Origin of the sequence: Pontibacter arcticus, from assembly GCF_003284895.1 — a bacterium.
In the GTDB taxonomy this organism is placed as follows: Bacteria; Bacteroidota; Bacteroidia; order Cytophagales; family Hymenobacteraceae; genus Pontibacter; species Pontibacter arcticus.
This window is the reverse complement of record NZ_QMDV01000001.1, coordinates 39,358-53,022: the sequence shown is the minus strand read 5'-3', so window position 1 is coordinate 53,022 and position 13,665 is coordinate 39,358. Positions and strand designations below refer to the sequence as shown.

Annotated in this window: 10 protein-coding genes; 4 read left to right on the top strand and 6 right to left on the bottom strand. The window is 45.1% G+C overall.

The window, feature by feature from the left end:
- Positions 1-178 precede the first annotated feature (178 nt).
- Positions 179-1,732: a T9SS type A sorting domain-containing protein gene (locus DP923_RS00225; RefSeq protein ID WP_165838120.1), complete on the top strand. Its 1,554-nt coding sequence runs from the start codon at positions 179-181 to the stop codon at positions 1,730-1,732.
- Positions 1,733-1,819: 87 nt separating this feature from the next.
- On the opposite strand, the gene DP923_RS00220 is transcribed toward DP923_RS00225, so the two are convergent.
- Complete coding sequence (locus DP923_RS00220; protein WP_112303561.1) at positions 1,820-3,709, bottom strand: CocE/NonD family hydrolase; 1,890 nt, start codon at positions 3,707-3,709, stop codon at positions 1,820-1,822.
- Positions 3,710-3,888: 179 nt separating this feature from the next.
- On the opposite strand from DP923_RS00220, the gene DP923_RS00215 reads away from it, so the two are divergent.
- Together DP923_RS00215 and DP923_RS00210 are read left to right on the top strand one after the other, a co-directional pair.
- Positions 3,889-4,698, top strand: a complete 810-nt coding sequence (locus tag DP923_RS00215; protein WP_112303559.1) for a tellurite resistance TerB family protein — start codon at positions 3,889-3,891, stop codon at positions 4,696-4,698.
- A 177-nt stretch (positions 4,699-4,875) separates the two neighbouring features.
- The gene (locus DP923_RS00210; RefSeq protein WP_112303557.1) at positions 4,876-6,063 is read left to right on the top strand and encodes a serine hydrolase domain-containing protein; all 1,188 of its coding nucleotides are present in this window, start codon (positions 4,876-4,878) and stop codon (positions 6,061-6,063) included.
- A 63-nt stretch (positions 6,064-6,126) separates the two neighbouring features.
- On the opposite strand, the gene DP923_RS00205 is transcribed toward DP923_RS00210, so the two are convergent.
- From DP923_RS00205 to rpsF, 5 genes are all read right to left on the bottom strand, one after another.
- Positions 6,127-9,402, bottom strand: a complete 3,276-nt coding sequence (locus DP923_RS00205; protein WP_112304736.1) for an amidohydrolase family protein — start codon at positions 9,400-9,402, stop codon at positions 6,127-6,129.
- A 168-nt stretch (positions 9,403-9,570) separates the two neighbouring features.
- Positions 9,571-10,548 (bottom strand): GSCFA domain-containing protein, encoded by a 978-nt coding sequence (locus DP923_RS00200; protein ID WP_112303555.1) that lies wholly within the window; start codon positions 10,546-10,548, stop codon positions 9,571-9,573.
- Between the two features lie 168 nt (positions 10,549-10,716).
- Complete coding sequence (gene rplI, locus DP923_RS00195) at positions 10,717-11,160, bottom strand: 50S ribosomal protein L9 (RefSeq protein ID WP_112303553.1); 444 nt, start codon at positions 11,158-11,160, stop codon at positions 10,717-10,719.
- 15 nt (positions 11,161-11,175) lie between these two features.
- The gene (rpsR, locus tag DP923_RS00190) at positions 11,176-11,427 is read right to left on the bottom strand and encodes a 30S ribosomal protein S18 (RefSeq protein WP_112303551.1); all 252 of its coding nucleotides are present in this window, start codon (positions 11,425-11,427) and stop codon (positions 11,176-11,178) included.
- Complete coding sequence (rpsF, locus tag DP923_RS00185; protein WP_112303550.1) at positions 11,427-11,792, bottom strand: 30S ribosomal protein S6; 366 nt, start codon at positions 11,790-11,792, stop codon at positions 11,427-11,429. The genes rpsR and rpsF overlap by 1 nt, the downstream gene beginning before the upstream one ends.
- A 600-nt stretch (positions 11,793-12,392) precedes the next feature.
- Here rpsF and DP923_RS00180 point away from each other — a divergent pair.
- On the top strand, positions 12,393-13,631 hold the full coding sequence (locus DP923_RS00180; protein ID WP_239020888.1) for a c-type cytochrome: 1,239 nt from the start codon (positions 12,393-12,395) through the stop codon (positions 13,629-13,631).
- The last annotated feature ends 34 nt before the right edge of the window (positions 13,632-13,665 follow it).

Sequence of the window (13,665 nt, the reverse complement as noted above, 5' to 3'; positions counted from 1 at the left end):
ACTACTCTAGATTTACTTAGTTAATTACAAGTTAAAATCAGTATCACCTCATAAACTATTGCTCTATTTGGGCAAGATGGTTTATTGCTGCCTTTATTTTCTTCGGTTTAGCTTAGAATATCAGTATCACAACTTTTTGTTATACAAAACATACTTTATACCCTCTATCATACTTTATATGGAAAGAACTTTTACCCTGTTTTCGCAGATCAATGTTGCTTATTTTAGAAAAACTTTGCTTCTGCTATTCGTAGTTATCTGCAGCTTTTACGGTGAGTCTGCTTTTGCGCAAAAAGGCGGTGGTGGGTGCGTAGAGGTTTCTATTACTGGAGAAGCGCCAAGTTATCAGGGTTGTGGAGCTGAAGTAATTTTTAGAGGTTCAATACCTTGGGGTCAAATAAAAGACTTTACCAATGTTTACTTGACATGGAATTTAGATGGTGATAACATTAGTACTGAGCGAATAACTAAAGACAATGTATCCTTTTCTAAGGCAATACCGGTTAATAATGGATCAGTTGTCAAAGTAACGTTATCTTATTATTATAATAGCAATAATAATTTCTGTAATAGCACAGTTTTTACTTTTACAAAAGTTGTCTTTGAAAAACCTGCTATTCAAAATGTAATTGGTGCTGGTGATGTTTTACCTTATTGCCCAGCTCTGTCAGGCGCGCCTATTTGGATTGAGGATAGCGAAACAAATGCTGTATACAGTTTTAGAAATGCTGCCGGTATAGAAAGTGCTGTAGTACAAGGCACTGGTGAAGCGTTACTTGTAGGTTATGCACCAGCAGGAACATACTCTGTTTTAGCAAGAAGATCAGCAATGGCGTGCAGCGAAACGCTTGCTACATTAGATGTTGTAGCATTATCTCCGGATGCAAAGTTGGATGAATTGGGCAACATGTACATAAATAAGCCAGCTTTAGTTGCTGGAGATCCTATCATTTTTACAGCTGTATCTAATATTAACGAAGGGGCAACTTTTGCATGGTATACTTCATTAGATGGAATAAAGTGGATTCCCGTATCAGAAACAACCAACCGACTCACTTATAATTCGTTACCGAATGATGTAAAAGCTGTAAAATGTGAAGTAACCCCAAGCGGGAGTTCGTGCATGGCAGATACCCCAGAATTTCTAGAACTTTCTACCCTAAATGCTTTTCCGTTCCCCGTAGAAATCATTTACCTGCAGGCAAGCAAGCAGAAGAAAAACGTTCTTCTGAAATGGGCGACCGCTATGGAGAAAGACAATGCCGGGTTCGAAGTACAGGTTTCAGAAACAGGTACCGACTTCAGGAAACTGGCTTATGTAGCAACTAAAAACGGAAATTCTTATATAAAGCAGGAGTATACTTTTATTGATACAGAGAACGGCAAGTATGGCACACGCTATTACCGCTTAAAACAAATCGATACAGACGGTACTACAGCTTATTTCGGGCCGAAGGATGTATCTTTTGATGAGGTGGCTACCAATCTTTCTGTATTCCCCAACCCATTTGAGAAAGAGATCTCGCTGGAAGTACAGGCAAATGCAGCCTCCAAAATGCAGGTAACTGTTTCGGATGGAATGGGCCGTATTGTTCTGCAAAAGGAAATACCTGTGGTGCAGGGCAGTGGGCTTTATAAGATCGAAACCGAGACAGCTTTACCGGCAGGTTTATACTTTGTAAATACGACGTTGGCCAGTGAACAAAAGAGCTTTAAATTGATAAAACGCTAATATACACCTATAACGAAAGAGCCCGGGAGTTTTACTGCCGGGCTCTTTTTGTTTAATACAAGTATGGATTTATACTGCTACAACCTGCTACAGCACTTTTACTTTTAGGCTGGTAGGCTGCTTAGCAGAGTGGTATACTTTGTGGGTCGCTTTCATAAAATCACTTTCGTTGGCTTTGTAGATGTTCTCGACATATTTCTGAGGGTTGCGGTCTGCCAGCGGGAACCACGAACTTTGAATCTGCACCATCACTCTATGGCCTTTCTTGAAAGTATAAAGCACATCCAGCAGTTCCAGGTTTACAGGCGTCACCTGGTTTGGAGTAAACGGCTCCGGCTTCTCGAAACTGTTACGGAAACGGCCGCGCATAATTTCGGAACGAACCATTTGCTGGTAACCGCCCATCGGTTTATTTGGTTGGTGCGGGTTGGCTTTGGCAGAATCAGGATACACATCGATCAGTTTTACAACCCAGTCTGCATCAGAGCCGGTAGTGGCTACTTTTAATTGCGCCAGAATTTCGCCGGCAAGCGTCAGGTCTTCGGTCAGAACATCCGTCTGGAACGTAAGCACGTCGGGGCGGCGGCTGGCAAAACGCTGGTCATCGGTCATGTATTCGCGGGTCATACCGGTAGCAACTGCTTCGGTAAAAGGTACTGGTTTGGCAGGGTCGCTGCTATATTCACTGGCTTCGGCTTCTCCGGCTTTTGGGGCATCAAAACTTAGCTTTCCGTTTGCATGGAAGTATAAGGTTTTCTCCTGTACCTGCTTTGGTGGCCATACTTCAAACTCGCGCCATTTGTTGTTTCCGCCTTCAAACATAACCGCTTCCGGTAGCTTAACCGGGGTTTTAGCATCCGATTTCAGGTAATGCGTAAAGAACCTCGATTCTACTTCCTGCTGATAATACGGCGAGTTTTTCTGGCCAAAGTATACATTCCCAAGCGAAGAACCATCGGTGCGCGACCAGCCGCCGTGTATCCACGGGCCCATCACGATCATGTTGGTAAGCTTTGGGTTGTTCTTCTCAATGTTACGGTAAATCTTAAGCGGGCCATACAGGTTTTCGGCATCGTACCAACCACCTACTACCATCACGGCCATACCTTTCAGGTTTTTAAGATGCGGCAGTAAATTGCGGCTCTGCCAGAACTGATCGTAGTTGGGGTGTTCCACGATGTCGTTCCAGAACGATACTTTGTTTTTAAGGTACTTGTCGTTGGCATTCTTGAGTGGGCCCATTCTTAAAAAGAACTCGTAGCCATCGGGTGTGCCGTGGTTAAAGCTGGGGTTGCGGTTAGTGGTAGGCTCGGGGCGGTACAAACCAAAACTCGACAGGAAATTGAACGCGTGTGGCAAAAACAAAGCGCCGTTATGATGAAAATCGTCCCAGAACCAGTCTGCAATAGGTGCCTGCGGCGAAACGGCTTTCAGGGCAGGGTGGTTGCTCATCAGGCCGGCCGCTGCGTAAAAACCCGGATAAGAAATTCCCCACTGGCCTACGCGCCCGTTGTCGTTATCGAGTTTCTTTAGCAGGCCATCAATCGTATCATAGGTATCGGTGCTTTCGTCTACAGCGGTTTTGCCTTTTTTAGTGGCCAGGTGTGGCGTCATGTTCACAAACTCACCCTCCGACATATAGGTACCGCGCACATCCTGGTAAACAAAGATATAACCGTCGCGCATCATGGTAGGGCTCGGGCCGAGGCTTGTTTTGTAATCTGCTCCGTAAGGCGCTACCGAATAGGGCGTACGGTTCATCAGGATCGGGTATTTTTTGGAGTTATCTTTTGGCGAATAAATGACTGTAAACAGCTTTTTACCATCACGCATCGGCAACCGGATTTCCTGTTTCTGGTAATGCTCCCGGATGTAAAGCGAATCGGCGTTTACTTTCTGAGCTATACTTTGGCTCAGGCTCAGGTAACCTGCCAGCAGCAAAGCAAGCGTATACAGGTATGGTTTTATGTATCTCATAGAGTGTAAGGGTAGAGAGTTTTAAGTATGAAAGTCCTGAAATTAAGCATTCTATCTGTATTTAAAATACGGTTGGCTGTTTTGATTCAGCAACCCGGGCTAAATCTCCTGATTGAAGTATAAAACTAACCTGTACACCTGCCTGACGTTTAACCTGTAGCAACTAAAATTTTACACTAATGGATACGGAACAAACTACCTTACTTAAAGATTATTCTACCGCAGAAAAAGGCGCCTACTTTGGCGCACTAGCTTCTATGGCCTCAGCCGATGGCAATGCTTCTGAAGATGAAATACAGTTTTTACAGTTAATGGGCGAAGCAGCCGAATTACCGGCCAATGTGCAGCAGGAAGTAACGCATATCGCTAAAAACCCGACTGTTATTGATCTGCAGAAGTGCCTCGATGTACTCAAAAACAGCCCGCTGCGGTTTTCCTTTATCACTGATATTATCAGTTTTGCAAAAGCCGACGGCCAGTATACACCCGATGAGCAAAAGCACATACAGCAAATGGCCGACTACCTGCAAGTGGACCAGAAACAATACAGCATTCTGGAGAACTATGTTAACAAAGCCGAAGAAGCGCAGCAGCGAGGCGAAGATCCTACTTCACAATCGTTTATGAGCAAGAACGGCTTTGGCGATATGTTTAAGAATGCAGGTATTTCGCCGCAAATGGTACAGGGTATTCTGGGCGTATTGGCACCCATCGTAATTGCCAAAATGATAGGAGGCAGACGCCGTGGTATGATGGGCGGTATGGGCGGCGGCCTGCTTGGCGGTTTACTCGGAGGCGCCATGGGCGGCGGTATGATGGGTGGAGGAATGATGGGTGGCATGGGTCGCGGTGGCGGACTTGGCTCTATCATTTCTGTTTTAGGTGGTTTGAACGGCCGGCGTGGTTACGGCAGTATGGGCTCCGGCGGACTTGGGGGTTTGTTGGGTGGTATACTTGGCGGCGGAAAACGACGCGGCTCTGGTTGGTAACCTTTAAACAGGAGCAGGTAACATATTTACTTGCTCCTGTTTATAAGTATAATTCTTGCGCCGGGATAATACCTTTAGGTTAATATTAGCTTATGAACGGCTAAAATCGGTTATAAAGTATAGGAAAGCTATCAGTAGCTTTTTTGTAGATTAGATGCTCATTAAAGAAATAAAGTAATGCTGAAGAATACATTTCTTGCCTTTTCTCTGGCGCTTAGCTTAATCTCCTGCCAGCAGCAATCTCAGCCTGCAACAGCAACCACTGCTACTTCTCAAACGCAACCTGTAAAGCATTACTATCCTGAAAAAGGAGATGCCTGGGAGCGGAAAAAACCCGAAGAAGTTGGGATGGATCCTGCCTTACTGGAGCAAGCCGTAGCCTGGGCTAAAACACAGGAAACGGAGCAAATTAAAAAAGACTTTTCTACACAAGCTGAGATTTTCGGGCAACCTTTGGGGCCACTACCTGCCACAAGGGCAAATACCAACGGCATCATACTTAAGAACGGCTACATTGTAGCGGAGTGGGGCGATACCGAAGCTGTGGATCCTACTTATAGTGTAGCTAAAAGCGTATTATCAACCATACTTGTACTGACGCTGGATAAAGGCAAAATCAGAAGTATAAACGACCCGGTTGCGAATTATATTAAAGACGGGGGCTATGATTCGGAGCAAAACCGCAAAGTAACCTGGGAACACCACGCGCGCCAGACCAGCGAATGGGAAGGCGAGATGTGGGGCAAAAAGCACGATTTTGTAGGCACTGAAGCATTCGGGAAAGGGGAGCGCAAACCACGGGAATTACAGGAGCCAGGCTCTTTTTACGAGTATAACGATACGCGCATTAACCGCTTTGCTTTGTCTTTGTTGCGCCTCTGGGAAAAACCACTACCTGAAGTATTCGAAGACGAGATCATGGACCCGATTAATGCTTCTGATACCTGGAAGTGGGTACCTTACCAGAACTCATATGTAGAAATTAATGGCAAGCGAATGCCATCGGTAAGCGGCGGAACGCGCTGGGGCGGCGGCCTCTGGATTAGTGCCCGCGACGAAGCGCGGTTTGGCTACTTGTTTCTGCGCAATGGCCGCTGGGGCAACAAACAACTTATATCAGAGAGTTGGGTGAAAGAAGCAACCGGTAAGCGTGGCCCTGTAGGCCTGGATTATGGGTACCTATGGTGGCTGAACACATCAGGCGAAGCTTGGCCAGATGCGCCCACAACGAGTTACGCTGCCCTTGGCGCCGGACAAAACACGGTTTGGGTTGATCCGGAGCACGATATCGTAATTGTATGGCGTTGGCACAATGGCAACCAGAATGAATTATTCAAGCAGGTTTTAGCAGCAGTGAAAGAGTAAATCAAAGTATAAAGTATAAAAAAGGCTGCTCCGAATGGGGCAGCCTTTTTTATACTTTAAATCTTAATGGCGGCAGGTACAGTGGTCGCCGGCAATGCCCTCGTGGCGGGTATTGGTACCCTCGTGCCAATCAAAAGCGGTAGCGCTGCGGCTGTTTTCCCACCAGAACTTAGCCGGTTGTTTGTTATAGTTGCCGGTTTCAGCTAAGGTAGCGGCATCATACAAGCGGCCATTGATCATGGTATACTTCACATGCTCAGAGTTCTGGATATTTTCAAGTGGGTTTTTATCCAGCACGATCAAATCTGCTAGTTTACCGGTCTCCAGAGAGCCAATTTCTTTGCCCATGCCCAGGTACTCGGCACCATTTAAGGTAGCAGCGCGGAGTGCTTCGTGGTTGGTCATGCCGCCTTGCTGCAGCATCCAGAGTTCCCAGTGCGCGCCTAAGCCTTGCAACTGTCCGTGTGCGCCCAGGTTTACTTTTACACCCTTATCAGTTAGGGCTTTCGCCGCTTTCGATACTTCGAAGTAGCCGTTTTCATACTCCTCATCCGGTACTTGCGTAACGTAGCGCGAGCGGCCATCTACTACAGAACGCGGCGTAAACTTCAGGAGCCTGTCTTTTTCCCATACCTTGGTTTTCTGGTACCAGTAATACTCCCCGTTCGGAGAACCGTAATTTACGATCAGGGTTGGGGTATAGCCGGTTTCAGAAGCTTTCCATACTTCCAGCACATCCTTGTAAAGTGGTGCAACCGGAATATTGTGCTCGATACCGCTGTGGCCGTCCAGGATCATGGTCATGTTATGGAAGAACGTAGAACCACCTTCCGGCACCACGGTCATATCCAGTTCGCGTGCAGCTTGTATAACCTGCTGGCGTTGCTCGCGGCGTGGCTGGTTATAGCTTTTTACCGAGAAACCACCGGCAGCTTTGATGCGGCGTAAGTGCGAACGGGCATCATCCAGGCTATTAATTTCAGCTTTAAAGTTACCATCAGCTCCATAAAGTATGGTACCCGTAGAGTAAATACGCGGCCCGATCATGGCACCGGATTTAACGGCTTCCGATTGGCTGAACACCATCTCAGTAGTAGAAGAAGGGTCGTGGGTGGTAGTAACGCCGTAGGCAAGGTTGGTATAATATGCCCACTGCTTTTGCGGGCTCATGCCATTCCGGAACGTACCCATATGTGCGTGTACATCCACAATACCCGGCATGATGGTTTTGCCGGCAGCATCAATTACTTTGGCATCTTTGGGGATTGTCAGGTTTTTACCGACAGCTACAATGCGGTTACCATCTATTACAATTGTTCCGCCTTCAATCACTTCATCGCCTTTCATGGTAATGATGCGCGCGTTTGTAAAAGCAACTTTCCCTTCCGGAATATCAGTGTTCAGAACAAGACCTATTTTGGTGCCTGTAGAGTCAATAGCAGGTAGTTTTTCAGGGGCGCCTTCTACAAAGCTGAAACGGTTTTTCAGGTCGTTCGAGAAGTATTCATCGCCTAAAACCCAGTTCACTTTCTTGCTGTCTCCGGACCAATGAATGTTTGTACCGGCATCTTTTGTGAAACGGGCCACTGGTACAGCTTTGGTGTTAGCGCTCAGATCAAGACCTGCGCCATTTGCGCTGAACGGTGCTACATAGCCGTTGAACAGCTCTACAAACGCAATCCATTTGTTATCCGGGCTAGGGTAGAACTGGTCGGTGTAAGTAGAAGTATAATGGGTGCGTTCGTCTTTCCCGTTCAGGTCTACGCTTTTAAAAGCAGATTTCTCGCCGGCATATCCTGTAAAGAAAATGCGGTCTGAGGTAGCATTGAACAAGGGAGCAGAACCGCCTTTCTGTATAAAAGTTGGGTTTCCGCCTTTAACCGGCATGTAGTAAATGCCGCGTTCCGTGCCGTGCGCATAGCCCATGTGGTTGTTACCGCCTTCTTTGGTATACACAATGTGCTTGCCGTTCGGGGAGAACTTCGGTTCTGTATAAAAACCCTTTTCAGTTGTTATCTTCTGCGGTTTCGGGTTGCTCTTTCTGATGTCGAGCATCATTAAAGCACCTCGGTTATCATCATTCCAGGTCGAGTATACGAGCTGTTTTCCGTCTGGCGAAAAAGCAGGATAGAACTCGAAATCCTTCGATTTAGTGATACGCTCCGGTTTTCCGTTTGGCAATTCTTTTTTGTAGATGTAGCCCGCCGCGTTAAAAACTAACAGTTTACCATCCGGTGATGTAACAGCGTGGCGAATTGCTTTTGCCTCGAACTGCTTCGGCGAAATGCCGCCATTCTTGCTATGGTCGTGGCGCACAGCTCCGGCAATATGATGCGTTGCCGTAGCCTCGAAAGGGATATTAGTTACTTTCTGAGTTGCAACCTCTATCTTGTTGATTTTTCCATTCGCCCAGAAAACGATATTTTTGTTATCCGGCGTCCAGGAAAAGTAGGGATATACGCCGAAAATGGCCCAGGCTTCCTGCTGGTCGTGGCTTAGTTTATCGTAGATCGGCCATTGCTCGCCTGTTTTGAGGTCGTGGATAAAAAGGACTGATTTGGTACGTACGCGGCGTACAAAAGCCAGATGTTTGCCATCCCTGGAAATAACCGGACGAGCCGAGCCACCGTTTCCTGTTACTACATTCTCAATCTCGCCTGTGTTGCGGTTCACTCTCCGGATCACATAAATCTGGCCGTTCGGGTCTTTGTTATACTCGAAGGTAGAACCACCGCTCATATCTTCAGAGAAATAAACATACTTGCCATCCGGCGATACAATGGGCTCGCCAGCATCCTGCTGGTCGTTTTTGCGCTTCGTTAGCTGTATGCCGGTTCCGCCGGTTTTGTGGTACATCCACATTTCGCCGGCACCAAGCGAGCGCGAAGCAGTAAAGTGTTTACGCACAACCAGGTACTCGCCATCCGGTGTCCAGGAGGCGTTGTTTACCAGCCTGAAGTTTTCAGTTGTTACCTGTTTTGCATCGGAGCCATCGCGCTTCATAATCCAGATATTGTCGCCGCCACCAGCATCCGAAGTAAAGGAAATATACTTGCCATCCGGGCTGAAACGGGGTTGTACTTCGTAGGCGCGGCCGCTTCTTAAAAGTTTGGCTTTACCGCCGGCCATCGGCATGCTGTAAATATCACCAAGCATATCGAAAACAATTTCCTTTCCGTCGGGGCTTACGTCCACGCTCATCCAGGTGCCTTCGTTGGTGGTAACGGTAATTTCTTTTTGTGGGCCGCGGGCTTGTTCTACTTTCCACTTGGTGTCTTCTTTTTTGTCCTGGGCTAATGCGGAACCGGAAGGGAAGGCCAGTGCCGCCGCCAGGAACATACTCAGATAGGTACGTTTGTTCATGGGGAATTTAATTGGATTAGATTCGTTTGATTCTCAAATCTAAACATTTAAGCGCTTAGATAATAGCACAAAGGCCGCAAACTAAGTATAGCAGGCGGCCTTTGTATAAAGTATAAAGGCATTGAATAGAAAAAAAATATGGAATCAGGCAAGCTGGTTAAGTATAAGTTGTTTCTCAGCAGAAAGGTCCAGTTTATACTTTGTACCAACAGTTTCCAGTTGTTGTAAGGTATTTTTGAGAAAAGACTGGTGTGCTTCTGACTGCGGATGGAAGGAGCGATGCTGCAGGGCACGTTGTATTTTGCTCCATTCTAAAGTAAACTCCCTGAAATCAGAACTGTAATAAGCGTTTAAAAACTTCTCCCAGATATAATCCTCTGCTACTTCGGTGGGGTGGAGCATATCCTGTTTGTAAAAGCGGTAATCGCGCAAATCATCCAGCATAATTTCGTAAGCCGGGAAGTATAAAATGTTAGCATATTGCTGCGTTAGCTGATGGCAAACGACGCACAGGATCGCTTTGCTCACGCTGTTCGTTTCCAGGGTTTCTTTTACATGCCGCACCGGGCTGACCGTAAGTATAACTTTTAGCTTTGGATTTATACTTTGCAAAATCGGTAACAACTCCTGAAAGGCAACTTCAATTTCTGAGGTAGAAAGTATAAACCGATCAAACTGCTTTGCCGGTAGTTTGTGGCAGTTGGCCACCACTTTACCTGTATCCTTTAACTTATAAGCGACAGCGGTACCAAGTGTTATAATTACAATTTCAGCTTTCTCCAGTTGTTGGCGGGTTTGATCCAATCGCTCGTGTATCTGGCCCAATAACTGCGTTTTGCTTGGAGAGGAGAGGGACGAATGAAAATCGTAAGCGTACCAGATGCCGTTGTGCTCCACCAAATGCTCGTCGAAAGTATAAACCTGCGTGGCTGCAGCTTTCAATAACAAGCAAAGAGAAATAGGGTTGAAGATAGTACCGAAGGGGTTTACCAGTACATCAGCTTTGTGCTGTAACAACTTCCGTCCGATCACTTCGGCAAAGCATGACCCAATGGTTAATGCTTTGTGCTGGTGCGTAAGATGAAGGTTGGTTGGTTTTACCTGTACTTCGGTCCGGAACATAATGGATATGACAATAGATAGTTAGACAAAAGACGTAAGACTTTTCCTGTACTCGAATTTATACTTTGTACAGCAGCTTTCATACTTTGAAAGCCCTACAATCTCTCTAAAATAAAAAAGTCCTGCCTTTTTGGGGCAGGACTTTTAAGTATGTAAGTATGAAATTGCTTATTGAGCAACTACATTAAATCTTACCTGGTGCTTCACTTCTTTGTGCAGGTTGATAGAAGCTGTATACTCACCGGCTGTTTTCACATCCTGGTCGAAAGAGATACGCTTACGATCTACATCAAAGCCTTTCGCCTTAAGGGCTTCAGAAAGTTGTAGTGTAGTAACAGAACCGAAAATTTTGCCGGTCTCGCCCACTTTAGCAGGAATTTCAACTACCACATCACCGATGCTGTTAGCCAGCTCCTGTGCGTCTGTTTTGATTTTCTCAGCTTTGTGTGCAGCCTGACGTACGTTCTCAGCTACAATTTTTTTGTTGGTTTTATCAGCGATAACAGCTAATCCTTGTGGGATAAGGTAGTTACGGCCATAACCTGGTTTTACTGCTACGATATCATTTTTATAGCCTAAGCCTTTGATATCATCCTTTAGTATAATCTCCATCTGGTTAATCCTCCCTTATTTTAAAGAATCAGCTACGTAAGGTAAAATAGCAAGGTGTCTTGCTCTGGCAACGGCCTGTGATACTTTGCGCTGGAATTTCAGGCTTGTACCGGTTAATCTTCTTGGAAGAATTTTGCCTTGCTCGTTTACAAATTTCAAAAGGAAGTTTCCATCCTTGTAATCGATATACTTGATACCGCTTTTCTTGAAGCGGCAGTATTTAGCGCGGTTGTCCTGCTTGTGGACTCTTTCGTTAACTAAGCTCATTATGCTTTAACCTCCTCTTTTTTAGCTTGTTTAAATTCGCCGTTTCTTCTACGCTCGTTATAAGTCACAGCGTGCTTATCAAGGGCAGTAGTTAAGAAGCGTACAACTTTTTCATCGCGTCGGAAAGCCAGCTCTAAAATGTCTACAACATTAGTTGTAGCTTTAAACTCAACAAGAAGATAAAAACCAGTTGATTTTTTCTGGATCGGATAAGCAAGTTTGCGTAAGCCCCAGTTCTCTTCGTGAATAATGTCGGCGCCATTTTCCTTAAGCACCTGTCTGAACTTCTCGACCGTTTCTTGCATCTGCGCATCGTTCAACAGAGGCGTCAGGATGAAGACCGTTTCGTAATTTCTCAATTCCATTCGGTTCGAATAAGATTTTATGTTATTATTTAAGGGTGCAAATATAGCAGCTTATTTTATGAAAAGCAAGGCGATTCACTTAACATACAGCTATAAATGAAAATACTGAAAGACAGCACTTAATAAGGAGTCAGGTTCCCTGTATAACATAAGCTCATCTGACTAGAAATAAGCCTTACTGAAAGTATGACAGAATTTATAATAGCATGGCATTTTAAGGAAAACACGCCGGAATCCAACCTTCTAATAAGATAATAGTAGGATATGTATTAAGTAGGGTATAGTATAATTAAATTTAGGACATAAAACTTCTATTGTAAATTGCCTATTTAAAATAATTCTAAATAAAAACGGTCTTATATACGAAATAATGCGGATTTCTGACTGTTTAAGTTATATTATATATGCATATTGCCCTGATAGGCAAAAATAAACTTCTTATGTTTGATTAATGGAAATCGCATAGTAGATTTGTGCCCATAAAGTAATTTCACCATATACTAAACACAAGTGATCTTGGCTATGATTAGCTGTATACTTAAAACTAAATCCAAAGTATTCTTTGCCTTCTTGTTTGCGTTAGTAATCTCTTTTGGCGCCTTGGCCCAAGGAGCTAGCGAGCAGGCAGAAGTTGCAACAAAGGGAGTAGAGCCAGGTTCTACCCAGGGTGCAGAGGCCGGATCAGCTGATCCAGCCGTATTAGATGCCGGTGCATCATTATTTAAAAATAACTGTGCGGTTTGCCACTCTGCCGGAAGCGATGTGATCGTTGGTCCTGGTTTGCAAGGGATAGAGAAGAAAAGAAAAGAGGCATGGCTTATCAGCTGGATCAAAAATTCACAGGCTTTGATTTCAGCTGGTGATCCGGAAGCAGTAGCCATCTATGAGGAGTATAACAAGCAGGCAATGCCTTCTTTTGCTTTCTCGGATGATGAAGTGAAATCTATTCTAGCTTACATTGGCTCACAGGCAAATGTGGCAGCAGCGGTTCCTACAACTGTTGCAGGTGTAGATGGAGCAACACCAGGCGAAAACGTTGGTACAGATGCAATTGGTGCCGTAGGTGGTTACCTGGATATTATCCTGGTAGTGCTTATCGTGGTACTTATTGTATTGGTAATAACCTTATTACTGATCTCTTCTCTCCTTAAGAATTACCTGAACAAAAACCGTCAGCTTGACGAGATTGATAACGAAGTTGTAAACCAGCGTTTTGACTTCTCTAAGATCTATAAATCAAAGGCAGTTCGCACATTAGTTGTCCTGATCTTTGTGGTTGTGTTGCTGGATCTTACACTGGATAAAGTAATGGGTATAGGTATACAGCAGGGTTACAAGCCGCAGCAGCCAATTGCGTTCTCTCATAAACTGCATGCTGGCGAGCATCAGATCGACTGTAACTACTGCCACACTACTGTATACGAAAGCAAGAGTGCCAGCATTCCTTCGGCAAACATCTGTATGAACTGCCACAGCCAGATAAAAAAGGAATCACCTGAAATTCAGAAGATATACAAAGCTATTGAACGTAACGAGCCTATCCAATGGGTGCGTATTCACAACCTGCCTGACCTGTCTTACTTTAATCACTCGCAGCACACACAAGTTGGTGGTGTTGAGTGCCAGACCTGCCACGGGCCAATCCAGGAGATGGATGTAGTGTATCAATATTCGCCGCTTACAATGGGCTGGTGTATTGATTGCCACCGTGAGACTCCTCTTAATACTGAGGGTAACAAGTATTATGACAATCTGGTGAAAATGCACGACGAAGCGTCTAAAGGTGCCTTTACAGTATCTTCTAATGGTGGTACTGAGTGCTCTAAGTGCCATTATTAATCATATCATCCATTAAGCATTCGCGTTTTCTTTA